Below are 24322 nucleotides of genomic sequence, written 5' to 3'. Positions count from 1 at the left end.
GAGCAGGCAAGAAAAACGGAGAGAAAGGAGCTGCAGGACGACAATTGAACTTATAGTTATCCACAGCCAGCAGACATAAAAGCTGGCTCAAGCCCCTGGTCAAAATTCAATCGGCACAGGTGGTCAATATTGGATCGGCGTCAACACACAGGGGGAAACGCCAATACTTTACCGCTAGAGCAGCTATCCAGATAATCCGCCCAATGCTGCATCATCACGGTTCTCTGCATGAGGTAGGTAGCGTGGTTGTAGGCTGCGCTCACCGCGTTACGCTCCTGGTGCGCCAGTTGCAACTCAATATGGGCGTGATCAAACCCCATTTCATGCAAAAGGGTCGAGGCCACCCCACGAAATCCGTGGCCTGTCATCCGACCTTTGTAGCCCATCCGATCCAGCGCACCCAAAATTGTGTTGTTGCTCATTGACTTCTCGTGGTCTCGCTCTCCAGGAAACAACAACTTACTGCGACCGGACACCAATTTCAGCGTGTGCAATAAGTTCAACGCCTGAGTGGAAAGCGGCACGATGTGTGGAGTTTTCATTTTCATCCGAGAAGCAGGGATGTCCCAGCGACCTCCCTCCAAATCAAACTCGACCCAGCGTGCGCCGATCAGTTCCGAGGTACGAACAAAGGTCAGCGCCATCAACTTCATTGCCAGGCGCGTCACCGCTGCCCCCGTATATCCTTCGATGTGCCTCAACAACTCGGGCAGCTCCTTAGCGCTAATACGTGCGTAATTGCCCGCTTTACGGGACGCAAGCACGTCGCTAGGCTTGATGTCGCTGGCCGGGTTGCGCTGAGCAAGTCCATGTGCCACTGCGTAGCGGAATACCTGCCCCGAGGTCTGCAAAGCCCGCTTGGCAATGTCTAAGGCCCCACGCTTTGAAATCGTCTGCACCATCGCCACCAGCTCATGGGCTTGTATCTCTGACACCGGCTTAGCGCCGATGGCTGGAAATACGTCTGCCTTTAGGCGGCGCATCACATCATCTGCATGCCGCGCACTTTTGGCACCGTGCCAGTGGTCCCACCACAGCAAGGCCACTGACTGGAAAGAGTTTTCAGCGGAAGCCAGTTTGGTGATCTTTTCGGAAGCCCTCTGCGCCATGGGGTCCGTGCCATTGGCCAACAACTTACGAGCCGCGCCCATGCCCTCTCGTGCCTGGGCAAGGGAAACGTCTGGATAAGCTCCCAGCGACATCACCTTTTCTTTGCCCAGGAACCTGTATTTCCAGCGCCAGAGCTTCGATCCAACAGGATTGACAAGCAAATAAAGGCCCTTGCCATCGCTTAATTTGACGGGTTTCTCGCCTGGTTTGCTCTTTTTAATGGCGGTATCAGTAAGAGACATAGAGCACTCCCAAAATTGTTTTTTGGAAATACCCCCAATCGAATACCCCCATGCCCCCAAACATACCCCCACCAGGTACAAGATGGCAATACCGCTTTTTGGACGATAAAAAACAAAAAACCCCGCAAACACTAGGCTTGCGGGGTTTTTTTAGGGCTTTGTTAGACAACAAAAAACCCAGTTTTGGCGGAAACGGAGGGATTCGAACCCTCGATGAGGCTCTACACCCCATACTCCCTTAGCAGGGGAGCACCTTCGGCCACTCGGTCACGTTTCCAGTGGGCAGATTATAACTTAGGCTTGATCCAGATCGAAGGCTTTGTGCAGTGCGCGCACCGCCAATTCCATGTATTTTTCATCGATCACGACCGACGTCTTGATCTCGGAGGTAGAAATCATCTGGATGTTGATGCCTTCTTCGCTCAGGCTGCGGAACATCTTGCTGGCCACGCCCACATGGCTGCGCATGCCAATACCGACGATGGACACTTTGCAGATCTTGGCGTCGCCCGCCACTTCGGCAGCACCCAAAGCGGGCAAGACTTTTTCCTTGAGCAGGTCAATGGTTTTGGCGTAGTCGTTGCGGTGCACGGTGAAGCTGAAGTCGGTCTTGCCGTCTTTGCTCAGGTTCTGGATGATCACGTCCACTTCGATGTTGGCATCGGCCACAGCGCCCAAGATTTGGTAGGCAATGCCGGGCTTGTCGGGCACGCCCAAGACAGAGATTTTGGCTTCGTCGCGGTTGAATGCGATGCCGGAAACGACGGCTTGTTCCATTTGTTCGTCTTCCTCAAAAGTGATCAGGGTGCCGGATGCGGCTTCTTCGTTGATGTCGATGTCCCAGGGCGTGAAGCTCGACAGCACACGCATGGGCACTTTGTATTTGCCAGCAAATTCGACCGAGCGGATTTGCAGGACTTTGGAGCCGAGCGATGCCATCTCCAGCATTTCTTCAAAGCTAACGGTTTGCAAGCGACGCGCTTCGGGCACCACGCGCGGGTCAGTCGTGTACACGCCATCTACGTCGGTGTAGATGAGGCATTCGTCGGCTTTGAGGGCTGCCGCCACCGCCACCGCCGAGGTGTCAGAGCCGCCACGGCCCAAGGTGGTGATGTTGCCGTCGCCGTCCACCCCTTGAAACCCGGTGATGATGACCACCTTGCCAGCGTTCAGGTCACCCCGCACGCGCACGTCGTCGATCGATTCGATGCGGGCTTTGGTGAAGGCGCTGTTGGTCTTGATGGGCACTTGCCAGCCGGCGTAGCTGACCGAAGGCTGGCCTTCGGATTGCAGGGCAATGGCCAACAGGGCTGACGAAGCTTGCTCGCCTGTGGAGGCCAGCATGTCCAGCTCGCGGCTGTAGGCGTCGCCCGGTTTGGCGGGGGCCAGCTCTTTGGCCAGGCCCAGCAAACGGTTGGTTTCGCCGCTCATGGCGCTGGGCACCACCACGATCTGGTGGCCAGCACGCGCCCATTTGGCCACGCGCTTGGCGACATTGCGGATGCGCTCGGTCGAGCCCATCGAGGTGCCGCCGTATTTGTGAACGATCAAAGCCATGTGTAGTTCTGAAGATAAAAAGAAAGCAGACGCGGGTTTCAAAAAACAATCGAGACCCGTACCACCACCGTTAGAAGGGGTTTTGGCCCCGGCAAAGCCCATCGATTGTAACAACCGGCCTGACACCTACTTGACCCGACAAGCCCAACTTGATCGGGGTGAGATCTGAATGGTTCGGGGGTGAGATCTGAAGGGTAAGGGGGTGCACCCCCTCTGTCATGCCCGCGCATGCGGGTATCCATCGCCATCAAAGGCACAGACTCAGCTCAGCTCAGCTCAGGTATGACAAAACGGCACCGTCCCGACCGACAAAGCCCTGTCCCACTTTCAAGTGCAGGCGATGGCCCCGGGTGGTGCAAGCGGCCACCTGGTCCAGGAGTTCATGGAGCTGGGCTGTGCTGGGCGTGCTGGCGTGGTGCAGCCGCAACCAATGGCGCAGCACCAAAGCCTGACGAGCGCGACTGAGCGACTGCAAGGCTTCAATGCGCGGGGGCACGCCGATGCGCAACAGGTCTTGAGCGGCTACCTCGTTCAAGACTTCTTGTGCTTGCGCGGCGTGCGCGGCGCTTCGAGCAAAGGTGTCCCGGAACGCGGGCAGCGCATCGGCCAAGGCGGGCAGCACACGTGCGCGAATGCGGTTGCGGGTGAAATTTTCATCGGTGTTGCTCGGATCTTCGACCCAGCTTTGCCCGTGGCTTTGCACGTATTGGCGCAATGCGGCACCCGCAACGGCCAGCCATGGCCGATGCCAGTGCAAGCCCAAGCGCTGCCAATGCGCGGGCATGCTGGCCAAACCGGGCAGCCCAGCACCACGCGACAAGGCAATGAGCAAGGTTTCGACCTGGTCATCGGCATGCTGGGCCAGCGCCACGTCTTGCACCTCGGGCCATTCGGTGCGCACCGCTTCGGCCAGCGCCTGATAACGGGCTTTGCGGGCGGCGTCTTCGGGGCTTTGGCCTGGGGCATGTTGGGCCTGAACGCGGCGCACGGTCAGTGGCACGCCCAGCAGCAAGCAGAGCGCCCGGCAATGCGCCTCAAAATCATCGGCGGCGTTTTGTAAGCCGTGGTGAATGTGCACAGCCCTCACCTGCCCCGGCCAACGCCGGGCGCAGGCCAGCAGCAAGGCGGTCGAGTCGGCACCGCCACTGAAGGCCACTGCAAAAGGAAGGCCCGGGCTGAAATCAGCCAGGGCCTGTTCGAGGGATTGCGCCATGTGTAAAGCCCGAAGGCTCAGCCCAGCGTTTACTTGCCCGCTTTGGTGTCGGTAAAGCGACCGTAACTGTTCAGGCGCTCGTAGCGGCGCTCCAGCAGTTCTTTGGGCTTGAGGTCGGCCACTTGACGCCAAGCATCGCCCAAGGCGCGCTTGAGGAAAGACACCATTTGCTCTGGGTCGCGGTGCGCGCCGCCCACGGGCTCATTGACGATTTTGTCGACGAGGTTCAAGGCCTTCAGGCGGTGCGCCGTGATGCCCAAGGCATCGGCAGCCACCTCGGCTTTGTCGCTGGTTTTCCACAGAATCGAGGCACAGCCTTCGGGGCTGATGACCGAGTACACCGAATACTGCAACATCAGCACTTGGTCGGCCACCGAGATGGCCAATGCACCGCCGGAGCCGCCTTCGCCAATGATGGTGGTGATGATGGGCACTTCAAGCTGGGCCATCTCAAAGATATTGCGGCCAATGGCCTCAGACTGCCCTCGCTCTTCGGCGTCGATGCCGGGGTAAGCACCGGGCGTGTCCACAAAGGTGAACACCGGCAGCTTGAACTTTTCGGCGGTTTTCATCAGGCGCAGTGCTTTGCGGTAGCCCTCGGGCTTGCTCATGCCAAAGTTTCGCAGGGTGCGCTCTTTGGTGTCGCGCCCTTTTTGCTGGCCCAGCACCATGCAGGCTTGGCCATTGAAACGGGCCAAGCCACCCACAATGGACAAATCGTCGGCAAAGTGGCGGTCGCCGTGCATCTCGACAAAGTCGGTGAAGATGCCGTTGATGTAGTCCAGCGTGTATGGGCGCTCGGGGTGGCGCGAGATTTTGGTGACCTGCCAAGGGGTCAGGTCGCTGTAGATGTCTTTGGTCAGCTGCTGGCTTTTTTTGCTCAGTTGGTCGATTTCGAGGGTGATGTCCACCGCCGACTCCGACTGCACGTAGCGCAGCTCTTCGATCTTGGCTTCGAGTTCGGCAACGGGTTGCTCAAAGTCGAGAAATGTTTTTTTGGCCAAGTTTTACTCCTCTGTTCATGATCGGGTGGACGACTCGTCTCACCCTCAATAAGCCACGGGCACGGGGTCCAGCGAGCGCCAAATATACCAAGTTGCCACGGTCGAATAAGGACTCCAGGCTTGGGCCACCTCACGGGCGTCGCTGCGGCTAACCGGTTCGCCCGAAAAATAGTTGCGGCTGATGCCGTTGATCAGGCCCACATCGTCCAGCGGCAGCACATTGGGCCGCAAGAGGTGGAAGATTAGAAACATCTCAGCCGTCCAGCGGCCAATGCCCCGAATGGCGACCAGCTCGTCGATGATGGCCTCGTCGTCCATGTCTTGCCAGGACTTGACGTGCACGGTGCCCGAGCTGAAATGCATGGCCAGGTCCACCAAATACTCGACCTTGCGTGCCGACAAACCGGCGGCCCGCATGTCGTCCACCTTGAGCTTGAGCACAGCGGAAGGTGTCAAGCGCTTGGTCAACACCGAAAAACGGTCCCAAACCGATTGGGCGGCTTTGACCGAAATTTGCTGGCCCACGATGGAGCGCGCCAAGGTCACGAACGCGTCGCCTCGGGTTTCCAGAATGGCGTCGCCAAACTGAGGGATGAGCTTTTTCATGACCCGGTCTTTTTTGGCCAGGTGCGCACAGGCCTCAGCCCAATAAGCGGGTGTGACGGGAATCACATCAGGAATGGCGACCACCGTCACTGCGCGGCCTCCCAAGTGGTGCCGGCGGCCGAGTCTTTGAGCACAATGCCCTGAGCCAGCAAGTCGTTGCGAATGCGGTCGGCCTCGGCGAAATTTTTGGCCTTTTTGGCGTCCGCCCGGGCCTGAATTTGCAGCTGAATAGCGGCTTCGTCCAGCCCGGCACCGGCTTGCAAATACGCCGTCGGGTCGGTTTGCAACAAGCCCAGCAATGCGCCCAGGCTTTTGAGCAAACCCGAACGCTCGGCCGAGCCGCTGCGGTTGACTTCACTGGCCAGTTCGAACAACACAGACACCGCTTCGGGCGTGCCAAAGTCTTCGTCCATGGCGGCTTTGAAGCGGGCCGCCAAAGGGTCGGCCCAATCGATCTGCACGTCGGCGGGCGGCACCGCTTGAAGGGCGGTGTACAAGCGCTTCAACGCGCCTTTGGCGTCATTCAGGTGCACATCGCTGTAATTGAGCGAACTGCGGTAGTGGCTGCGCACGATGAAAAAGCGCACCGTCTCGGCGTCGAACGCTTTGAGCACATCGCGGATGGTGAAGAAGTTGCCCAGACTCTTGGACATCTTCTCGTTGTCCACATTGATGAAGCCGTTGTGCATCCAAAAATGCGCCAGCGGCTGGCCGTTGGCGCCTTCGCTTTGGGCGATTTCGTTTTCGTGGTGCGGAAACTGCAGGTCAGCCCCGCCGCCATGGATGTCAAAGGTCTGACCCAGCAACTCGCAGGCCATGGCCGAGCACTCGATGTGCCAACCGGGGCGACCCGCGCCAAAGGGGCTGGCCCATTTGACATCTTCAGGCTCGGTGGGCTTGGCGCTTTTCCAAAGCACGAAGTCCAGAGGGTCGTTCTTCGCGCCCTCGTCCGTGTTAACGGCCACACGTTCACCGGCATTGAGCTCGTCCAGCGACTTGCCCGACAACTTGCCGTAACCCGGAAACTTGCGCACGGCGTAGTTCACATCGCCGTTGCCAGCGCGATAAGCCAGGCCTTTTTGCTCCAGCGTGCCAATCATGCTCAGCATGTGGGGCACGTAGTCGGTGGCACGGGGCTCATGCTGGGGGCGTTCGATGCCCAAAGCGTCGGCGTCCTGGTGAAGCGCGTCGATCATGCGGTCGGTCAGGCTGCGGATGGTTTCGCCGTTTTGCAGGGCGCGTTTGATGATTTTGTCGTCGATGTCGGTCACGTTGCGCACGTAAGTCACTTTGTAACCACTGGCCTTGAGCCAGCGCTGCACCACATCAAACGCGATCATCGAGCGGGCGTGGCCCAGGTGGCACAGGTCGTACACCGTCATGCCGCAAACGTACATGCGCACATGGCCAGGCTCGGCAGGCGAAAAATCGGAAACAGCACGGCTCAGCGTGTTGAAAATGCGCAGACTCATGTCAAATCAAAGATATTTCGGAACACAAAAAACGAACAAGGCAAAGATCAGCACCGGTGGCAAAAATGCAAAAGGGAAGCAGGAGATTCAGCTTAAAGGCAGCCGCCTTACACAGGGGGCAGCAGGTCTCGAAGGCAGCGGTGGGGCCGCATGGCCTCCGCTACAATGGCCGTCCAGTATATCCCCGACAGTGGCCCCGCTCCCAGTTCTTGGCAGCCCAGATTCAAACCTTTTGGCGCGCATGCACTCACTCCTCTCCCTCATCCTGTCTTGTCTTTTGCTGGCATTCAGTGCAGGGGTCAAAGCGGACGTCTACAGCGATGTGAACCGCCTTGTTGTGTCAGAACAATGGGCCAAGGCCCAAACCCAAGCCGAGCAACACCTGAAGTCTCAACCCACCGACCCGCAAATGCGTCTTTTGCTCAGCCGCATCCAGGACGGCCTGGGCCAGACAGCAGCCGCCATGCAGACGCTGCAGGCGTTGACCCAGTCTTTTCCCGAATTGCCCGAACCGCACAACAATCTGGCCGCCCTGTTGGCCCGTCAAAACCGTTACGCCGAGGCGTTGACGGAGCTGCAAGCCGCCGTGCGCGCCCGCCCTGATTACGCCACCGCCCAGGAAAACCTGGGGGATGTGTACATTGCCATGGCCATCGAGGCCTACCAAAACGCCAGCAAAGCCCCTGCCGCGCAGCCTCGTGCGGCAAACAAGCGGCTGGCAGCCGAGCACCTTTTGAAGGCTTCGGCCCCTTGATGCCACCGAACCCGGCTTGAGTCAAACCACGCCTGCTTGAAGGACAACATGAACCGTTTCCGTTTTCTGACCACTTTCGCCGTATCGATTGCCCTGCCCTTGGCGCTGGCTCTGCCCCTGAGCAGCCAGGCCCAAACGGGGGGCATCAGCAAAGTGCGCATCAGCACCTCTGCAGGCGACATCGAAGCCGAGCTTTACGCTGACAAAGCCCCCAAGACGGTGGCCAACTTTTTGCAATATGTGAACGACAAGCACTATGACGGCACCGTGTTTCACCGGGTGATTGCAGGCTTCATGGTGCAAGGTGGCGGCTACGACGCGCAGTACAAAGAAAAGAAAACCCGTGCGCCCGTGCAACACGAAGGCCGCCAATCACTGGCTGCCGGCCTGAAGAACACCACGGGCACCTTGGCCATGGCACGCACCAACGACCCGCAATCGGCCACCGCGCAATTTTTCATCAACGTGGTGGACAACGCGTTTTTGGACCCAACGCCCATCCCCGAGGGCGATCCGGTGGCCAAATTTGAATACCAGGGCCGCGTTTACGAAAAAGTGGCACGCGCCCAGTTGCTGAATGCCCCCCAGTTGTTCGGCTACACCGTTTTTGGCAAAGTCACGTCCGGCATGGACGTGGTCCAAAAAATCAGGACCACCCCCACAGGTGCGGGCGGTCCTTTTCCTTCCGATGTCCCCAAGACACCGGTCCTCATTCAATCCATCACTTTGTTGAAGTAACACCATGAGCAATCCCCAAGTAGAACTGCACATCACCGGCTACGGCGTCATCACCCTCGAACTGGATGCCGAAAAAGCCCCCAAATCGACCGAAAATTTTCTGGCCTATGTGAACAAAGGCCATTACAACAACACGATTTTTCACCGCGTGATTCCTGGCTTCATGGTTCAGGGCGGTGGCTTTGAACCCGGCATGGCACAAAAGCCGACCGATGCCACCATCGAGAACGAAGCCAACAACGGCCTGAAAAACGCCAACTACACCGTGGCCATGGCCCGCACATCGGCCCCCCATTCGGCCACAGCCCAGTTCTTCATCAACGTGGCCGACAACGGCTTCTTGAACCACACCGCACCCTCGGCACAAGGCTGGGGTTATGCCGTGTTTGGCAAAGTGGTCAAGGGCACCGAAGTGGTCGACCAGATCAAGGGCGTGAAAACCGGCAGCAAAGGCGGCCATGCCGATGTGCCCAAAGAAGACGTCGTGATCGAAAAAGCCGTCGCCATCTGATCGACTGAGCCATGTCCGCTGACCCGCGCACCACACCACCGACCCTCGGTCGGCTGACAGCGCCAGCGGCATGGCACACCGTGGACCTGATCTCGGACCTGCACTTGCAGGTCAGTGAACAGGCCACTTTTGAAGCCTGGCATGACTACATGGCCCGCACCACAGCCGATGCGGTGCTGATTTTGGGCGACCTGTTTGAAGTTTGGGTGGGTGACGACGCCGCAGCCCAAGACCCTTTTTTGCAGCGCTGCGCCCAAGTGCTGCGCCAAACTGCGCAGCGCGCACATGTGGGATTCATGCCCGGCAACCGGGATTTTTTGGTCGGTCCCGATTTTTTGTCGGCTTGTGGTGTGCAGCCCCTGACCGACCCCACCTTGATAACGCTGGGCCAGCAACGCATTTTGCTCAGCCACGGCGATGCCTTGTGTCTGGACGACAAGCCTTACCAGGCTTTCAGACTGCAGGCCCGCAACCCCCAATGGCAACAGGCGTTTTTAGCCAAGCCTTTGGCAGAACGCCAGGAATTCGCACGCAACTTGCGCGCCCTGAGCGAGTCACAAAAACACGAAGGCATGACCTTTGCCGATGCCGACCTTGAAATGAGCCTATTCTGGCTTGCGCAGGCTGGGGCAGACCAGCTGATTCACGGCCACACCCACCGACCCGCAGACCACGCACTGGGCAGCGCCGTGCGTCATGTCTTGAGTGACTGGTCGCTGGACCATGCCCCTTTGCGGGCGCAGGTGTTCAGGCTGACACGCCACACAGACACGGCCGACAACCCTTTTGCATACAACGATTGGCGCAGCGAACGGCTGGACTGGAATCGGGCGCAAGCCTGATCCGCCCCTGTGACGACCCGCCCCCACGCGCCTGGGCCTCTGGCCCCATGAAAAAGCCGCTCATGGAGCGGCTTTTTCATGGGGCATAGAACAATTCAGCCCAGTGCGGCTCAGCCGCGCAACAGGTTTTTCAAGACGTTTTGCAAACGGCGAGCCGTGGCTTCTTCGTGCGGACCGGACAAAACTTGCGCCACGTCCTGACCCCAAGTTTCGCGAGGACCAGGTTGGTTGCGCTGGGTCAGCAACTGCAACTGCAGAGCGCGGCGCTCATTCAGCTTATCGGCTGGTGTGGGCACTTCTGCGGCCATTTCCAAGCGCAGCAAAGCGGTCGCATCCGGCGTTTTGGCTTGGGTGCTGACAGCTTGCGCCCAAGCCTGACGGGTAGACGCGTTGATGGCGCGGCCCAATTCTTGTGCGCTGGGCAGTGCATCGGCTTGGCGCTCTTGCCAAGCGCTCATCAATCGGGTCAGCGTTTCGCCATGGGCTTGTGCGGCCAGTTTGCGCAACGACATTTCGGCACGCTCCAAGGCTTCGCGTTGGGCGCGGAAAGCGGCATCACCGAGACGTGGACCCCGGTCTTCACGGAAATCACGGCCTTCGCCACGCGGACCCCGGTCACCAAAGCGATCGCCACCACGCTCACCCGTACGGGCTGGGCCACGGTCGCCACCAGGGCGGGCACCGCGCTCACCCGGACGGCCGTCTCGGCGACCATCACGGCCGTCGCGACCTGTACCGGCTTCGGTCTTCTTTTGACCAGGGCGGTCGTCACCACGCACCGCCACCACCGGCTTGGCAGGTTTGGGGGCCACCACTGGGGCGGCCGCTTCCGCAGGTGCTTCTTCCTCTGAGGTTTGCTCTTGAGTTTCCGACCCAGCGCCCTCTTCACCGCCTGTTGGCAGCTCAGCAGCCTCGGCTTGGCCGTCGGCTGTTTCGGGGCTGGCACTAGGCTCAGAAGGAACAACCGCTTGGGCCACGGCACCCGAAGCCTTTGAGGTTTCGGCCGCTGCGGCCTGGCCACGCAAAGCGGCATCGAGTGCGGCCATGGCCGCGCGAATCTTGGCGGCATCGCCTGCGGCATTGGCCTCGTCGAGCGCTTTGGACGCATCGATCACGGCGCGGTCACGGGCGGTTAACGGAGCAGCCGAAGCTTGGCGGTCAGTGCCCTTGCGCTGGAACGCTTCGTCCAGCGGTGCGCGGAACACTTCCCACAATTTTTGTTCGGTCTTGCGGTCCAGTGGCACCGACTGGGCTTCGACCTGCCAGCGCTGCTGCAGCGCTTTGACCGCGTCCACGCGCAAGGCAGGCGCAGCGCCCACTTCACGGGCTTCGTTGATCAAGGCCTGACGGCGTTCGACGCTGGCTTTTTGCGCCGCCTCAAGACGCGCAGCTGCGGCTTTGAAGATGGCTTTCCACTGCGACTGCATTTCACCAAACGACTTTTCGCTCAGGTGACCCGCATTGCGCCAGCGGTCTGCAAACTGGTGCAAAGCACGCAGTTGGGCGCGCCAGTCGTCACTTTCGACGTTGGCCGCGGTCCAGGCTTTGACTTCGTCCATCAAGGCCACTCGCTGGGCGCGGTGCTCGGCCGAGTCTTTTTTCATCTGTTCCAGCCAGGCCAAAACAGTTTTATAAGCATCGTTGCAAGCGGCGTCAAAGCGCTTCCACAAAGCGTGGTTGGGCAAGCCGCCTTGGTCGGTTTGCTTCCAGCTGTCACGCAGTTGGCGCAATTTGTCTTGCATCTTGCGGCCACCCACCGTGGGGGCTTTTTCGGCATCCAGCAGCGACTCAGCCTGGGCCACCAGGTCTTGACGAATCTGGTCTGCACGCCAGCGTTGCCAGCCTTCGTTGTCGCCTGCGGCCGTCAGTGCGTTGTGCACGCGCTCGTCCAGTGTGGTGTCGAGATTCTTGCCGTGGGTCTTGAGCACGGCGTGCAAAGCGGCTGCGGCATCGGCTGGAATCTGGCTTTCTGCGATTTGTTTTTCAAGCGCATCAAGCACATCGGTCACGGCCTTGTTGGCTTGCTCGCGCAGGGCCTGACGCTGGGCCGCGTCCATCTTGGGTTTAGTGGCTTTGGGCTCTTTGCCCGCATCGGCGGCACCAGAACCCGAAACTGGCGCGGGTGACTGCACTTCGGCCACGACTTCACCTCGCAACCGGCGGATTTCATCGGCCCACACGGGCACTGAAGGCAAGGCTAGCGCCGCGTCGGCTTGCGCCTGCTGCGCCAGCGTCAAAGCCGCCGAAAAGCCATCCCAGACCGCCTGCAATTGGCTGAGTGCCGCGTCCAGTTGGGTCGGAAATTTCATGTCCACACTGGGCCACACGGCGTTGATGGTCAGCTGCTGGGCCTGGGACTGCCACTGGGCCACATCGCTTTGCAAACCAGCCAGACCGGCCTGCGCTTCTGCAATCGGCTTGGTCGAAAGCACTTCTATGCGCTGCGCCAGCAACACGGCCGCTTCGCGCTGAACCATGACCTGGTGCTGCAAATCCTCGACGCCTTTGACGACTTCAGCCAAGCGGGCCTTCAAGCTGGCCAACGGTTCGCGTGACAAAGGCGCACCGGCTTTGGCGGCATCGCGCTGCCAAGCCATGGCATCGGCGATGTTCAGGCGCGGGGCCTGCAGCATTTGCTCGGCTTTTTGGGCCCAGTCACTGGCCAGGGCGTCTTGACCGTGCAAGCGTTTGAGCTCGTCGAGTTTTTCCTTCAGGAGCTTGGCCGCGCCTTTGTCTCGCGTGGACATCTCGCGGTACACCTCAGCCAGCACTTCGGCCGAGGGCTCAGAAAGAAGCCATTCGCGCAAGCGGGCGCTGCGCTCACCTGAGGTGACGGCTTGAAAGGCCCCTCCGGTCAACTGGTCAAGAGCGGCGAGGTCAAGGGGCTTAGAGGATGAAGTCACGGTAAAAACTTTAAAACACAGTCCATGCCAAATACGGCATCAGTGTCGGGGCCGGGCATCCTTGCACAATTTTTTCAAGGCGGCTGTCGACAACCTCGTATTTTCGCCGGGATTTGGTCCACGCAGCCACCTTCGGTGCAATCGCTGGCAATCTCTTCGGATTTCAAGTGAAGAAGCACCTCTTTATTTCCAAATAGAATCATCTTATAGATTGATATTCTTGACTGGATATTAAATCTTCCTAGAATTCGCCCACTTTCTAAACAGAAATTCACCGACAGCATGGCCAACACCTTGGCTTTGCCCGCACCGCTTCGAATGCGCTGCAGGCCGCGTCCCTCCCAAAACCACAACCACAAACGCCCCGTGATGCCCATCACCACGTTGACCATGAGAGGAAGTTCTATGACCGCGCGATTGAACATGTCCCGCCTGGTTTTGGGCCTGCAGATCTGGGCCGCCGATGTCCGAGAAGGTTTTGTCGAAATCATGCGCCACAGCTTGGCTGTGTTCGGCCTGGCCGTGGTGTTGGTCAGTGTGACTTTTTGGGCTCGCCCTAACCTGCAGGCGTCTGCCAGCGAGTTGCTGTTGGGTTGGCTCGAAATTAGGCAAACCGACACCGTCGACCCCCCCGTGGTCAACAATGCGGCAACACGTGCCACCACCAAAAACCTGAAGAACCTCACTCCCGACCAATTGGCCGTGACCCGCTGGCTCAGTCGCAAGTACCGTGTTTCCGCAGAGCCACTGGCTGCCATGGTCGCGGAAGCATGGACTTTGAGTGAACGCAGCCAGCTGCCACCCCATTTGATCTTGGCCATCATGGCCGTAGAGTCCCGCTTCAACCCGTTTGCATCGGGCAGCCAAGGGGCGGTGGGCCTGATGCAAATTGAGGTCAAAGCCCATGCCGAGGCTCTGGGTCAATCTGGCGGGCAATTGTCGGCCTTTGACCCCTTGACCAATCTGCGGGTGGGGGTGAAGCATTTGCAAGGTCTGATTGAGCAAACCGAAACGCTGGAAGAAGCTTTGTGGCTTTACGGTTCGTCGTCCGGTCAAGCCTTTGAAAGCCAATATGTGGAACGGGTTTTGGCCGAGCAACAATTGCTCGACAAAGTGACCGAGAAACAAAGCACTGCAGCGCTCTCTGCCAAGGGCCTGCGTGCTCAACTTTGAGTCTGGCCCGCTTGGGGGCCATGGAAAGCCAGCGGGCCTCGGCTACACTAATGCGGTGCGCGACTGGCGATAGGAGCCCCCTCTTCTAAACACAAGGCGGGATCACTCTGACGTGGAGCGCGGCGGCCGTTGGGCCACCCCAGAACCACTGGGAAGCGCACAGCCCGGAACTGGTCAACAAACCCAGACACGGGTTTTCAGCCGTTCGCCTGGGCAGCCCTTGTCGGGGACTTTTCACAAGTCGCCTGCCAAGGTTCCATCATTTGAAGGACTGCCATGTACAACCGTAATATCCTGATTGAACAAACCGATCCCGAAATCTTTGCCGCCATCCAGGCCGAGAACGCTCGTCAAGAACACCACATCGAGCTGATTGCCAGCGAAAACTATGCCTCGCCTGCCGTTATGGCCGCGCAAGGCAGTCAGTTGACCAACAAATACGCCGAGGGCTATCCAGGCAAGCGCTACTACGGTGGTTGCGAGCATGTGGACGTGGCCGAGCAACTGGCCATTGACCGCGTCAAGCAAATTTTTGGCGCTGAAGCCGCTAACGTGCAGCCCCATTGCGGCGCATCGGCCAACGAAGCGGTGTTTTTGGCCTTCTTGAAACCCGGCGACACCATCATGGGCATGAGCTTGGCCGAAGGCGGTCACCTGACGCACGGCATGCCACTGAACATTTCAGGCAAGTGGTTCAACGTCGTGTCTTATGGCCTGGACAAGAACGAGGCCATCGACTACGAGGCGATGGAAGCCAAAGCCCGCGAAACCAAACCCAAGCTGATCATCGCTGGCGCTTCGGCCTACAGCCTGCACATCGACTGGGCACGCTTTGCCAAAGTGGCCAAAGAAGTTGGCGCGATCTTCATGGTCGACATGGCCCACTACGCCGGTCTCATTGCGGCGGGCCAATACCCCAACCCCGTGCCCCACGCCGATGTGGTGACCTCCACCACCCACAAGAGCCTGCGCGGCCCCCGTGGCGGCATCATCTTGATGAAGGCCGAGCACGAAAAAGCCATCAACAGCGCCATCTTCCCAGGCCTGCAAGGCGGCCCGCTGATGCATGTGATCGCGGCCAAGGCTGTGGCTTTCAAGGAAGCGCTGGCGCCTGAGTTCAAAGCCTACCAAGCCCAAGTGATCAAAAACGCGCAAATCATTGCCGAAACCTTGACCCAGCGCGGTCTGCGCATCGTGAGCGGCGGCACGCAAAGCCACGTCATGCTGGTGGACTTGCGTGCCAAAGGCATCACAGGCAAAGTGGCCGAAGCCGCTTTGGGCAACGCGCACATGACGATCAACAAAAACGCCATCCCGAATGACCCAGAAAAGCCATTCGTGACCAGCGGCGTGCGCATCGGCACACCGGCCATGACGACCCGCGGTTTCAAGGACGAAGAAGCCCGCGCCACGGCTCACCTGATCGCCGACGTGCTGGACAAGCCGCTGGACGAGGACAATTTGGCCGCCGTGCGCGCCAAGGTGCACGCCCTAACCAGCCGCTTCCCGGTCTACGGCTGATCGGTAGGCACGATGAAATGCCCTTTTTGCGGTCACCTCGAAACCCAAGTGGTCGAGACACGGCTGGCCGAAGACGGGGATTTCATCCGCCGTCGCCGTCAATGTGGGGCGTGTGAAAAGCGCTTCACCACTTACGAAAAGCCGGAAGTTAACTTTCCGGCCATCGTCAAAAAAGACGGCCGACGCATCGAGTACCAACGCGAGAAACTGTGCGCCAGCCTCAACCTGGCCCTGCGCAAGCGGCCTGTCAGCACAGAACAGGTCGACGGTGCCATCGAGCGCATCGAAGAAAAGCTGCTCAACCTGGGCAACCGTGAAGTGGCATCGCACCACATTGGCGAATTGGTCATGCGCGAGCTGAAAAAACTCGACAAAGTGGCCTATGTGCGCTTTGCCAGCGTGTATCGCAACTTTGAAGACATTGACGCCTTTAAGACGCTGGTGGACGAAGTTCAAAGCTGACGCGCCAAGCTCGCCCTGCCGACAGGACGGGCACCCGCTTAGGGGCAGCTCGGCGGTGTGTACTTTTGCAAGCGAGGCTTGCCCAAGGCATTGCTGACCACTTGCCAACCCACCAACGACGAGGCCTGGCAAAAGCGCCATGTTCCAGCCATGAAAGCCCCGTTGGTGCTCATGCTGCGGCCCTCGGCACCATAAGAAAAGTAGGCCTTCACCGTATTGGTGACACCCAATTGCACGACCGGTGGCACCGGTGGATGTACTTCGATCACCACCTCCCCTGAATCGTGCAGGCCATTGTCGTTGGCATCCACAAACACCAGCCAGCCTTGCTGCCATTGGCCGTTGGCATCGCATGTGCCATCGGTCGCCCTGGCGCACAGGCTCACCCGCTGCTGACGGCGCAAGGCCTCTGAACGGGCCAGGACCAAACTGTCCAGAAACCCTTCAGCCTGGGCTTGCAGCTGGTGCCGTGCCCGCACGTCCGACAAAGCAGGTACTGCCATGGCGACCAAAATGCCGAGCAAAGCGACCACCACCAAAGCCTCCAGCAGGGTGAAGCCCCTCGCGCTGCAGTGGTCGCAGGGAGCTTGACGGCGTGTGAAGAAAGAGCTCATGGTTTTCTCACGGGTGATTTTGGACAGCCATGCCCAAACAAGTTGCTGCATCTTTGCGGACTGTACAAGGTGAATACATAAGACCACAATTCACCGACACATCAGGGAGACAACGCATGCCAATGCCACGAAGGGGCCCAAACACCCTGTTGAGCACATGCAGCACACGCAGCATCCGCAGTACAGGCTGGACGTTGACCGAACTGCTGATCAGCTTGGCCCTGATGAGCGTGCTCGCTGCGCTGGCCCTGCCCGCTTACCAGCAACAACAACGCCAGGCCAGACGCACCGATGGGCAAGCGGCCTTGCTCCAAGTGCAAATGGAACAGGCCCGTTGGCGCGGCTCACATGACCACTACGCCGACTCGCTGACGGCCTTGGGCTGGTCAAGCGACCGCTCCCCTTTGGGACATTACCAAATCACCCTCTCAGATGCCACAGCCGATGGCTATACCGCGCAGGCCGTTGGCCTGTTTGGCCAGGCGGCAGACCGCGACTGCAACCCTTTGCGCTTGAGCTGGCAGGGCACGGCAACCGCCATCTTCGGCGCGGGCGAATACCCTGACAGCGACCCCGCTCGCTGCTGGCGGCGATGACACACAAACAACGCCCGCTTGAAAATGGCGAAACCTTGATAGGTCTGCTCGTCGGCATGTCGGTGGGTTTGGTCGTTCTGGCCGCAGGCAGCGCCATGCTGGCCAACCACTTGCGCGGTCACCGCGCTGCCTTGCAAGACAGCCACTTGCACACCGACCTGCGCTCGGCCACGGACTGGATGGCCAGAGAACTGCGCAAGGCCCAATACTCAGCCAACGCCTGGCAAACCCGATCCCCCACGGCTTGCGATGACCCTTTTTGCCAAGATGGGCAAGACTTCAGCATCGAGGGCAGCAAGATCGACTTCAGCTATGACCGCAACCACAATGGCCAGCGGGACAACGACGAATGCATGGGCTTTCGCCAGGTCGGCACCGCACTGCAAGCACGCAGGACATGCAACGCCAGCGGGAGTTGGCAAGCCATCACCGACAGCGCCAATCTGAGCATCACCGCGTTGAACTGGCAACTGCACTGCGAAATGCGCAATGGCTGGCTGCACCGCAGCGTTCAAATGGACTTGGCGGCGCAGTGGCCCGGCGATGCCTCTCGACAGGTCAGCCTGTCGCAAACCATCCATTTGCGCAACGACTTGCCCACCAGCAAGCAGGCGCTGTTTTGCCCATGACAAACCACCATCCCTCAAGGCCCCAAAGTGGGGCCATCACCTTGCTGGTGGCGATTGGCCTGGTGATTCTGGCCAGCTTGACCAGTTTTTACAGCGCTCGCAGTGTGTTGATCGACCAACTGGCCAGCCACAACCACGCACACGCCAGCCAGGCCAGACTGGCGGCCGATGCGGCCTTGGCGAGTGCACAGGCCGCGATCGCGAACAGCAGCCTCAATGCCCATGCGCTGTTGACCACGCGCACCGTCTGCCCTGCGGGAATAACCGGCCCTCAGTGGCAATGCAGCGCCCTGAGCGTCATGCCACACCCCGCCCTGCCCCTGGCCGCACTGAGCGCCACTGCCGTGCGCGATCTGCTTCAGTCACCGCACGTTCTCACGGTGCAAGCCAGCGCCAGCATCGCTGGCCAAAACAGCCATGCACACGCGCGTGAAAGCTTGTTCGTGCCCTTTGTGGCCCCCGCGCCGGGTTTGGCTGCGCCTGCAGCGCTGGTGCTGAACGGCTGTGTCAGCGAAGCAGCAGGTGCCAGCCTGCGCGTGTGCCCCCTCAGCCAAAACGGTGAGGCCTGCAACGGCACAGCCATAGCGCCTGCCTTGCAAACGCACTTTGTGGTGGACACCGACCACAACGGCAGCATCTCCAGTGCCGAAAAAATTGCCTGTCTGGCCATCAGACCCATCAGCTTGCCCGGCGGGGGCGCGCAAACAGCGCCCAACACGGCAGTGCCGCGCAGCCCCTGCACACGTGCCGCCTGGCGAAGTGTGCTGGGCGACATCACAGACCAACAACTGCAAGCCTGGTCCAGCGCCCAAGAACGCAACGGTTTGACAGCGCAAACGACACCCCCGCGCTCTGTGTACTGGATCGACAGCCCCGCCGACTGGCAGCAAAATGTGGGCACATCAGCCCACCCGGCCCTGCTGGTGTTTTCTGCCCAAGCCTGTGCCCAGCGCTGCCCGCGCATGGGCACCAGCGTGCGTGTTGTGGGCAGCGTCTTGCTTGACTCTGGCTGCGACGATGAAAAGTTGCGGGGCTGGCAAGCGGGGACCATCGAGGGCCAACTGGTGGTGGAATCGGGCATGCCCGAGTGGCGCTCTGGCACGGTGTTGGCCCGCCCAGAAGGCCGCAATGCCTACATCCTGAACTGGCCCGAAGGCATCGATGCGACTCGGGTCCAGCGCATCAATGGCAGCTGGAGCGAGGGCACGCCATGACAAACCACGCCCCCGCCCAGCAAGGCATGGCCTTGATCGAAGCCCTGATCGCCTCGGCTGTCTTGGGCATCGGGCTGGTCGGCGCAACCCAGTTGACCCTTAAAACCCTCCACATGGCCAGCGCAAGCCGTCAACACACTGTGGCACAACACCTGGCCCAAGAAGCCATGGACTGCTTGCGTTCACAGGCCAACGCCACCTTGTGCCCCGGTCAAGATGACATGCAGCTGCAAGGCGTGCGCTACACCCGACAAACGCGCATCACCCCTCGGGGTGACGGCTTGGTGAACGACTTGCAAGTCAGCGTGGAATGGGTAGGCAGCGGAACAGGCACCAGCAACAATGCCGCGCAAGGCAGCAAGGCCAGCACCCGCATCGAATGGCACAGCAGCGCCTCGACCATCCCTCTGTGGGTTGGCGTATCCTCGCCCTAGTCTGTGCGGCCAATTGGCCGCGCCACCGCATCCACCCATTTGCTGACCGCCGTGCCCACTTCGACCGTTCACCCCACACCCATGCAACACGCCCTGGATCTGGCTCGCCAAGCCCTGTGGCTGACTTCGCCCAACCCGCGTGTGGGCTGTGTGATCACCGCCGCCGACGGCACCGTGCTGGGCCAAGGCCACACCCAACGCGCTGGCGGGCCGCACGCCGAAATCATGGCGCTGCGCGACGCCGCTGAGCGTGGCCGCAGCGTGCAAGGGGCCACAGCCTGGGTCACGCTGGAGCCCTGTGCCCACCAAGGCCGCACCAGCCCCTGTTGCGATGCCTTGGCCACAGCGGGAATAGGCCGCGTGGTCGCCGCCATGACCGACCCCAACCCCCAAGTCGCGGGCCAGGGCATGGCCCGATTGGCCGCCGCCGGAGTGCAGACCGAAACCCTGGCCCCCGGCAGTGACATCGCCCTGCAAGCGCGCGAATTGAATGTGGGCTTTTTCAGCCGCATGGAACGTGGCTTGCCTTGGGTGCGCTTGAAGGTGGCCGCCTCGTTGGATGGGCAAACGGCCCTGCCCAACGGCCAAAGCCAATGGATCACAAGCCCCCAAGCCCGCGCCGACGGCCATGCCTGGCGAGCCCGCGCCTGCGCCATCCTGACCGGCATCGGCACCGTGCTCGAAGACGACCCGCAACTGAACGTGCGTGGCCTTGAGGTGCCCCGCCAACCGCACTTGGTGGTGGTGGACAGCCGCTTGGACATGCCGCTGACGGCCCAACTGCTGGACACCCAAGGCGCAGGGGAACATGCACGGCAGATTTGGGTTTACACCGCCACCAGCGAGCAAGCCGACAAACGCGCTGCGCTGACGGCTCGCGGCGTGACCGTGATCGATTGCCCCGGCTCTGGCGGCAAGGTCGATTTGGCGGGCATGCTGCGCGACCTGGCCCGACGCGAAATCAACGAACTGCACGTGGAGGCCGGGCACAAGCTCAACGGCTCATTCATCCGCGAAGATCTGGTGGACGAGTTGTTGGTCTACCTGGCCCCGCAACTGCTGGGGCCTGGCCAAGGCATGGCCTTTTTGCCTGCGCTGACCACCCTGAGTGATTCGGTCAAGCTGGCCTTTCATGATGCGCAGCGCATCGGGCCAGACTTGCGCTTGCTGCTGCGCCGGGCTTGAGCCTCAATAGTTGAGGGTCTTCACGCCTTCAGAAGTGCCCAGCAAACAGACCTGGGCTTTTTGCAAGGCAAACACGCCCACCGTCACCACGCCGGGCCACTGGCTCACGGTGTTTTCAAAGGCCACCGGGTCGGTGATTTTCAGGCCCTTCACATCCACGATGTGCTGGCCGTTGTCGGTCACCAGCGGCTGGCCGTCTTTCAGGCGCACAGCAGCCGTGCCCCCCATGGCGGCAAACTGGCGCATGACGCGGGCCGTGGCCATGGGAATGACCTCCACCGGCAACGGGAAAGCGCCCAAAACCTGCACCAACTTGCTCTCGTCGGCGATGCAGACAAACTGCTTGGACTGGGCCGCCACGATTTTTTCGCGGGTCAAGGCCGCGCCACCGCCCTTGACCATGTGGCCTTGATGGTCGATCTCGTCGGCACCATCGATGTAGACCGACAGGCTCTCGACCTCGTTGCAGTCAAACACCGGAATGCCCAGCGCTTTGAGGCGCACCGTGGAGGCTTCGGAGCTGGACACCGCGCCTTTGATCTGATCTTTCATGGTGGCCAGCGCATCGATGAATTTGTTGACCGTGGAGCCGGTGCCCACGCCGACGATCTCGCCGGGAACAACGTATTTCAGGGCGGCTTGGCCCACCAGGGCTTTGAGTTCGTCTTGTGTCATGGGGTCGGGTCTGGGTAAAAAAAGAAAGCTGCGCCGGGTTTGCGACAATCAACACCATTGTTGTCACCGCCTTTGCTGGCCGGAATTATCCAATGTCCTTGATCCCCTACACCCTCGCCCGCTCGTTTTTGTTCAAGATGGACCCCGAAGAAGCCCACGAACTGACCATCGAGGGCCTGGCACGCACCCAAAACACCCCACTCGACCGTGTTTACCGCCAACCCTTTGTGGCGCAGCCCATCACATTGGCGGGCCTGCACTTCCCCAACCGCTTGGGCCTGGCCGCAGGTCTGGACAAAAACGCCCGCTGCATCGATGGTCTGGGTGCCATGGGTTTTGGCTTTGTTGAGGTGGGCACCGTCACACCCAAAGCGCAGCCGGGCAACCCCAAGCCCCGCATGTTCCGCCTGCCCGAGGCGCAAGCCCTCATCAACCGCTTGGGCTTCAACAACGACGGGCTCGACGCCTTCATCGCCAACGTCAAGCGCTCCAAATTTCGCCAGCACGGTCGCCTGCTGGGTCTCAACATCGGCAAAAACGCCGCCACCCCCATTGAAAACGCCACCGACGATTATTTGATCGCGTTGGCGGGCGTGTACCCGCATGCCGACTACGTGACGGTGAACATCTCCAGCCCCAACACCAAGAACCTGCGTGCCCTGCAAAGCGACGAGGCGCTGGACGGCCTGTTGGGCGCACTGGCCGCACGACGCGAAGAACTGGCTGCTGAACACGGCCGCCGGGTGCCCATGTTCCTGAAAATCGCGCCCGACTTGGACGAGACGCAAGTGGGCGTGATCGCCGCCACCTTGCAAAAGCACGGCATGGACGGCGTGATCGCCACCAACACCACGCTGGCGCGTGACGCCGTGAGCGGCCTGCCGCACGCCGAAGAAATGGGTGGTCTGTCGGGTGCGCCGGTGCTCGAAGGCAGCAACCGCGTGATCCGCCAGCTGCGCGCCGCTTTAGGCAAGGACTTCCCCATCATCGGCGTGGGCGGCATCCTGAGCGGTCATGACGCCATTGCCAAAATCGAAGCCGGTGCCGACGTGGTGCAGATCTACACCGGATTGATCTACAAAGGCCCGGCGCTGGTCACCGAAGTGGCCAGTGCGCTTCAGCAGATGAGGCGCTGAGAAAAAAACAGCCTGCGTCCCGATTCACGGCTGCGCAGGGTGTTCTGTCAGATAGCGCCTCAAAGCCTGGTTGATGCGGGTTTGCCAGCCCTGGCCTTGGGCTCGAAAGGCCTGCAGGATGTCCTTGTCCAGACGGATGGCCACCTGCTCTTTGACGCCGCTGCCTGCTGGCCTGCCGCGTTTGCGGGCCAATGCCAGGCCATGTGCCAGCTCCTCGGAGGTTGCTGGACGGTCGTCCTCATTTTGGCCATCCCACACATAGGGAGCCTCGCGCTCGCTGACCTTCAAAGCCTTGATCACGTCTTTACGGCTCATCGCATTCGTTTTCGATCCAGACAAGGTACGCCTCTCTTTCTTCACGGCTGGCACGGCGGAAACTGATGATTCGGCAAGACCCATCACGCGCCACATGGACCACCGTCAGGACTGCCAAAAATCCCATCGCATACGACATGGACAAGGCTCGCGGCTCTGCGCCTCGGACCACCGGGATGTCCAACCTGTAACGGGAATCGAGAACCACACCTGCCAAGGCAAAGTCCAGCCCATGCTTGCGCAGGTTGATTTGCCTCTTGGTTTCGTCCCAACTCAGCTTGGCATCCATCTGATTAATGTAGATGCAAATAATCAAACCGTCAAGGCTTTTGAAAAGTGCCGACAAAGGAAGGGCATGCGCCCACAGGCTCATGCCCTTCCGACATCAGAGTTCCTTTGAATAAATGATGAACCCTGTGTGGCTGGCCACCTTGTCATACAGGGCTCGGCCAGAAGCATTGCCGATCTGCGTCGTCCAATAGACAAGTGGTCACCATTGGGCATGGTCCTCGCGCTCTATGGGGCGGATGATGATGTCCTTGTGCATGCCTGCTCAATCCTTGAAATACACCAGCTGGTGCGTGCTGGCCAGCAACTGCCCATCGGGGCTCCAGAGTTCGCCCGGCTGGTCAAAGTAGTCGTGGCGGTAGTTCAGCGCCTTGGCCACACCCAGCACATGGCGCTCGCACACCTGCTCCAGCAAGGCGCTGTCGGCGTGAAAATAAGTGGTCATGGACACCGTGCCAACCATCGCGCGACGGCGGCGACTGACGTAAATGCGCGGAAAAAAAACTGTCGCTCATGGCCGCCAGCGAGGCGAAGTCCATGGCCCGGGCGGGCTCGTCGCGCACCCACAGGGTGGAGCGCGAGTGGGTTTGTTCTTGCTCGTCAAAGGCTGTGGGGAACGCGCCTTCGACAAAGCGCATGTCGTAGCGCTGCGGCCAGGCGGGCATGCCTTTCACAGGCATGCGTTGCAAGGCGTCAGGCGCGGGCACGTTGGCGGGCATCTTGGCCTCCACATCCGACCTAGGTCTCGCGCCGCACCGCGAACACAGCAGTGGCGGTTGCCACCACGCCTTCAGCTTGGTGGGCTTCGATGATCCAGTGCTGGGTCGATCGATTGGTACGCACGGGCCGGGCCACAAAGCGGATGTTGCCATCGGCCACAGGAGCCGCAAAGTTGACCGTGAGCGCCACCGGATCGCCCAGGCGATCCGGGTGCAGCATGGCTGACTGCAGTAACTGCGCAGCGGTGGTGCCACCAAAAGGCCCGACCATGTTGGCGTAGGCCGGGTGGGTCGTGCCTGTGAATTCGTGGGGCGAGTCCTGAAGTGCGGAGGGTTTCAGGTCAATGGCTTCGTCAAGAGGTTGCATGCAGGGCTGTTTTGTTCGATGGATCGGGTGCGATCCATCAGA

25 protein-coding genes, 1 tRNA gene, 1 pseudogene and 1 riboswitch are annotated in these 24322 nt (G+C 60.3%); of the genes and pseudogenes, 13 read left to right on the top strand and 14 right to left on the bottom strand.

Going from position 1 to position 24322, the window contains the following annotated elements:
- Positions 1-140 precede the first annotated feature (140 nt).
- The 7 genes from BN3544_RS11820 to cysS all read right to left on the bottom strand — a co-directional run bounded on the left by BN3544_RS11820 (position 141) and on the right by cysS (position 7204).
- Positions 141-1352, bottom strand: coding sequence for a tyrosine-type recombinase/integrase (locus tag BN3544_RS11820; protein ID WP_026036875.1), 1212 nt, complete (start codon positions 1350-1352; stop codon positions 141-143).
- Between the two features lie 184 nt (positions 1353-1536).
- Positions 1537-1629: transfer RNA gene (locus BN3544_RS11815), tRNA-Ser, on the bottom strand.
- Positions 1630-1646: 17 nt separating this feature from the next.
- Positions 1647-2909 (bottom strand): aspartate kinase, encoded by a 1263-nt coding sequence (locus BN3544_RS11810; RefSeq protein ID WP_019431262.1) that lies wholly within the window; start codon positions 2907-2909, stop codon positions 1647-1649.
- A gap of 271 nt (positions 2910-3180) precedes the next feature.
- A complete protein-coding gene (gene tilS, locus BN3544_RS11805) occupies positions 3181-4122 on the bottom strand; it encodes a tRNA lysidine(34) synthetase TilS (RefSeq protein WP_019431263.1) in 942 nt (313 codons plus the stop codon).
- Between the two features lie 29 nt (positions 4123-4151).
- Positions 4152-5126, bottom strand: coding sequence for an acetyl-CoA carboxylase carboxyltransferase subunit alpha (locus BN3544_RS11800; protein ID WP_019431264.1), 975 nt, complete (start codon positions 5124-5126; stop codon positions 4152-4154).
- A gap of 45 nt (positions 5127-5171) precedes the next feature.
- Positions 5172-5822 carry a DNA-3-methyladenine glycosylase family protein gene (locus BN3544_RS11795; RefSeq protein WP_019431265.1) on the bottom strand — a complete coding sequence of 217 codons (651 nt, stop codon included), beginning with the start codon at positions 5820-5822 and terminating at the stop codon, positions 5172-5174.
- Complete coding sequence (cysS, locus tag BN3544_RS11790) at positions 5819-7204, bottom strand: cysteine--tRNA ligase (RefSeq protein ID WP_019431266.1); 1386 nt, start codon at positions 7202-7204, stop codon at positions 5819-5821. The genes BN3544_RS11795 and cysS overlap by 4 nt, the downstream gene beginning before the upstream one ends.
- Before the next feature lie 241 nt (positions 7205-7445).
- Between cysS and BN3544_RS11785 the strand changes: the two genes are divergently transcribed.
- The 4 genes from BN3544_RS11785 to BN3544_RS11770 are packed head-to-tail and all read left to right on the top strand — an operon-like array spanning position 7446 to position 10049.
- Positions 7446-7958, top strand: a complete 513-nt coding sequence (locus tag BN3544_RS11785) for a tetratricopeptide repeat protein (RefSeq protein WP_019431267.1) — start codon at positions 7446-7448, stop codon at positions 7956-7958.
- A 48-nt stretch (positions 7959-8006) separates the two neighbouring features.
- Positions 8007-8696, top strand: coding sequence for a peptidylprolyl isomerase (locus BN3544_RS11780; protein ID WP_019431268.1), 690 nt, complete (start codon positions 8007-8009; stop codon positions 8694-8696).
- Between the two features lie 4 nt (positions 8697-8700).
- Positions 8701-9207, top strand: a complete 507-nt coding sequence (locus BN3544_RS11775; RefSeq protein WP_019431269.1) for a peptidylprolyl isomerase — start codon at positions 8701-8703, stop codon at positions 9205-9207.
- A gap of 11 nt (positions 9208-9218) precedes the next feature.
- Complete coding sequence (locus BN3544_RS11770; RefSeq protein ID WP_019431270.1) at positions 9219-10049, top strand: UDP-2,3-diacylglucosamine diphosphatase; 831 nt, start codon at positions 9219-9221, stop codon at positions 10047-10049.
- Between the two features lie 110 nt (positions 10050-10159).
- Here the strand turns inward: BN3544_RS11770 and BN3544_RS11765 are convergent, their stop codons facing one another.
- Complete coding sequence (locus tag BN3544_RS11765; protein ID WP_026036878.1) at positions 10160-12952, bottom strand: DUF349 domain-containing protein; 2793 nt, start codon at positions 12950-12952, stop codon at positions 10160-10162.
- A gap of 74 nt (positions 12953-13026) precedes the next feature.
- Positions 13027-13344, bottom strand: coding sequence for a hypothetical protein (locus BN3544_RS14385; RefSeq protein ID WP_059355997.1), 318 nt, complete (start codon positions 13342-13344; stop codon positions 13027-13029).
- A gap of 13 nt (positions 13345-13357) precedes the next feature.
- Between BN3544_RS14385 and BN3544_RS11755 the strand changes: the two genes are divergently transcribed.
- From BN3544_RS11755 to nrdR, 3 genes are all read left to right on the top strand, one after another.
- A complete protein-coding gene (locus tag BN3544_RS11755; RefSeq protein WP_059355996.1) occupies positions 13358-14125 on the top strand; it encodes a lytic transglycosylase domain-containing protein in 768 nt (255 codons plus the stop codon).
- Between the two features lie 49 nt (positions 14126-14174).
- Positions 14175-14347, top strand: a riboswitch (ZMP/ZTP riboswitch).
- A 54-nt stretch (positions 14348-14401) separates the two neighbouring features.
- Positions 14402-15646 carry a serine hydroxymethyltransferase gene (gene glyA, locus BN3544_RS11750; RefSeq protein ID WP_019431273.1) on the top strand — a complete coding sequence of 415 codons (1245 nt, stop codon included), beginning with the start codon at positions 14402-14404 and terminating at the stop codon, positions 15644-15646.
- Between the two features lie 12 nt (positions 15647-15658).
- Positions 15659-16108, top strand: coding sequence for a transcriptional regulator NrdR (gene nrdR, locus BN3544_RS11745; protein ID WP_019431274.1), 450 nt, complete (start codon positions 15659-15661; stop codon positions 16106-16108).
- A 38-nt stretch (positions 16109-16146) separates the two neighbouring features.
- Here nrdR and BN3544_RS11740 read toward each other — a convergent pair whose 3' ends face one another.
- Positions 16147-16722, bottom strand: a complete 576-nt coding sequence (locus tag BN3544_RS11740; protein ID WP_231733965.1) for a GspH/FimT family pseudopilin — start codon at positions 16720-16722, stop codon at positions 16147-16149.
- A gap of 149 nt (positions 16723-16871) precedes the next feature.
- On the opposite strand from BN3544_RS11740, the gene BN3544_RS11735 reads away from it, so the two are divergent.
- From BN3544_RS11735 to ribD, 5 genes are all read left to right on the top strand, one after another.
- Positions 16872-17318 carry a type IV pilin protein gene (locus tag BN3544_RS11735; protein WP_231733963.1) on the top strand — a complete coding sequence of 149 codons (447 nt, stop codon included), beginning with the start codon at positions 16872-16874 and terminating at the stop codon, positions 17316-17318.
- Positions 17315-17947: a PilW family protein gene (locus tag BN3544_RS11730; RefSeq protein WP_019431277.1), complete on the top strand. Its 633-nt coding sequence runs from the start codon at positions 17315-17317 to the stop codon at positions 17945-17947. The genes BN3544_RS11735 and BN3544_RS11730 overlap by 4 nt, the downstream gene beginning before the upstream one ends.
- Positions 17944-19161, top strand: a complete 1218-nt coding sequence (locus tag BN3544_RS11725; RefSeq protein ID WP_019431278.1) for a hypothetical protein — start codon at positions 17944-17946, stop codon at positions 19159-19161. The genes BN3544_RS11730 and BN3544_RS11725 overlap by 4 nt, the downstream gene beginning before the upstream one ends.
- Positions 19158-19595, top strand: a complete 438-nt coding sequence (locus tag BN3544_RS11720; protein ID WP_019431279.1) for a type IV pilus modification PilV family protein — start codon at positions 19158-19160, stop codon at positions 19593-19595. Before BN3544_RS11725 ends, BN3544_RS11720 begins: the two co-directional genes overlap by 4 nt.
- 81 nt (positions 19596-19676) lie before the next feature.
- The gene (gene ribD / locus BN3544_RS11715; RefSeq protein ID WP_026036879.1) at positions 19677-20780 is read left to right on the top strand and encodes a bifunctional diaminohydroxyphosphoribosylaminopyrimidine deaminase/5-amino-6-(5-phosphoribosylamino)uracil reductase RibD; all 1104 of its coding nucleotides are present in this window, start codon (positions 19677-19679) and stop codon (positions 20778-20780) included.
- Between the two features lie 3 nt (positions 20781-20783).
- Here ribD and rpiA read toward each other — a convergent pair whose 3' ends face one another.
- On the bottom strand, positions 20784-21455 hold the full coding sequence (rpiA, locus tag BN3544_RS11710; protein ID WP_019431281.1) for a ribose-5-phosphate isomerase RpiA: 672 nt from the start codon (positions 21453-21455) through the stop codon (positions 20784-20786).
- Positions 21456-21547: 92 nt separating this feature from the next.
- Here rpiA and BN3544_RS11705 point away from each other — a divergent pair, with 92 nt between their 5' ends.
- Entirely contained in the window at positions 21548-22591 is a 1044-nt protein-coding gene (locus BN3544_RS11705) for a quinone-dependent dihydroorotate dehydrogenase (protein WP_019431282.1), read from the top strand.
- A 24-nt stretch (positions 22592-22615) separates the two neighbouring features.
- Here BN3544_RS11705 and BN3544_RS11700 read toward each other — a convergent pair whose 3' ends face one another.
- From BN3544_RS11700 to BN3544_RS14560, 3 genes and pseudogenes are all read right to left on the bottom strand, one after another.
- The gene (locus tag BN3544_RS11700; RefSeq protein ID WP_019431283.1) at positions 22616-22906 is read right to left on the bottom strand and encodes a BrnA antitoxin family protein; all 291 of its coding nucleotides are present in this window, start codon (positions 22904-22906) and stop codon (positions 22616-22618) included.
- The gene (locus BN3544_RS11695; protein ID WP_026036880.1) at positions 22896-23195 is read right to left on the bottom strand and encodes a BrnT family toxin; all 300 of its coding nucleotides are present in this window, start codon (positions 23193-23195) and stop codon (positions 22896-22898) included. The genes BN3544_RS11700 and BN3544_RS11695 overlap by 11 nt, the downstream gene beginning before the upstream one ends.
- Before the next feature lie 264 nt (positions 23196-23459).
- A pseudogene (locus tag BN3544_RS14560) lies at positions 23460-24280 on the bottom strand (acyl-CoA thioesterase).
- Positions 24281-24322 lie beyond the last annotated feature (42 nt).

The sequence above is a fragment of the Limnohabitans sp. Rim47 genome, from assembly GCF_001517545.1.
Taxonomy (GTDB): Bacteria; Pseudomonadota; Gammaproteobacteria; order Burkholderiales; family Burkholderiaceae_C; genus Limnohabitans_A.
This window is presented reverse-complemented; position numbering and strand designations above follow the sequence as displayed.

Coding starts and splice junctions, on each gene's coding strand:
- BN3544_RS14385 (WP_059355997.1), bottom strand. CDS start 13,344: ATGGTCAACGTGGTGATGGGCATCACGGGGCGTTTGTGGTTGTGGTTT.
- BN3544_RS11775 (WP_019431269.1), top strand. CDS start 8,701: ATGAGCAATCCCCAAGTAGAACTGCACATCACCGGCTACGGCGTCATC.
- BN3544_RS11785 (WP_019431267.1), top strand. CDS start 7,446: ATGCACTCACTCCTCTCCCTCATCCTGTCTTGTCTTTTGCTGGCATTC.
- rpiA (WP_019431281.1), bottom strand. CDS start 21,455: ATGACACAAGACGAACTCAAAGCCCTGGTGGGCCAAGCCGCCCTGAAA.
- BN3544_RS11695 (WP_026036880.1), bottom strand. CDS start 23,195: ATGGATGCCAAGCTGAGTTGGGACGAAACCAAGAGGCAAATCAACCTG.
- BN3544_RS11820 (WP_026036875.1), bottom strand. CDS start 1,352: ATGTCTCTTACTGATACCGCCATTAAAAAGAGCAAACCAGGCGAGAAA.
- BN3544_RS11780 (WP_019431268.1), top strand. CDS start 8,007: ATGAACCGTTTCCGTTTTCTGACCACTTTCGCCGTATCGATTGCCCTG.
- tilS (WP_019431263.1), bottom strand. CDS start 4,122: ATGGCGCAATCCCTCGAACAGGCCCTGGCTGATTTCAGCCCGGGCCTT.
- BN3544_RS11755 (WP_059355996.1), top strand. CDS start 13,358: ATGACCGCGCGATTGAACATGTCCCGCCTGGTTTTGGGCCTGCAGATC.
- BN3544_RS11810 (WP_019431262.1), bottom strand. CDS start 2,909: ATGGCTTTGATCGTTCACAAATACGGCGGCACCTCGATGGGCTCGACC.
- BN3544_RS11705 (WP_019431282.1), top strand. CDS start 21,548: ATGTCCTTGATCCCCTACACCCTCGCCCGCTCGTTTTTGTTCAAGATG.
- BN3544_RS11730 (WP_019431277.1), top strand. CDS start 17,315: ATGACACACAAACAACGCCCGCTTGAAAATGGCGAAACCTTGATAGGT.
- BN3544_RS11770 (WP_019431270.1), top strand. CDS start 9,219: ATGTCCGCTGACCCGCGCACCACACCACCGACCCTCGGTCGGCTGACA.
- BN3544_RS11720 (WP_019431279.1), top strand. CDS start 19,158: ATGACAAACCACGCCCCCGCCCAGCAAGGCATGGCCTTGATCGAAGCC.
- ribD (WP_026036879.1), top strand. CDS start 19,677: ATGCAACACGCCCTGGATCTGGCTCGCCAAGCCCTGTGGCTGACTTCG.
- nrdR (WP_019431274.1), top strand. CDS start 15,659: ATGAAATGCCCTTTTTGCGGTCACCTCGAAACCCAAGTGGTCGAGACA.
- BN3544_RS11725 (WP_019431278.1), top strand. CDS start 17,944: ATGACAAACCACCATCCCTCAAGGCCCCAAAGTGGGGCCATCACCTTG.
- cysS (WP_019431266.1), bottom strand. CDS start 7,204: ATGAGTCTGCGCATTTTCAACACGCTGAGCCGTGCTGTTTCCGATTTT.
- BN3544_RS11740 (WP_231733965.1), bottom strand. CDS start 16,722: ATGAGCTCTTTCTTCACACGCCGTCAAGCTCCCTGCGACCACTGCAGC.
- glyA (WP_019431273.1), top strand. CDS start 14,402: ATGTACAACCGTAATATCCTGATTGAACAAACCGATCCCGAAATCTTT.
- BN3544_RS11700 (WP_019431283.1), bottom strand. CDS start 22,906: ATGAGCCGTAAAGACGTGATCAAGGCTTTGAAGGTCAGCGAGCGCGAG.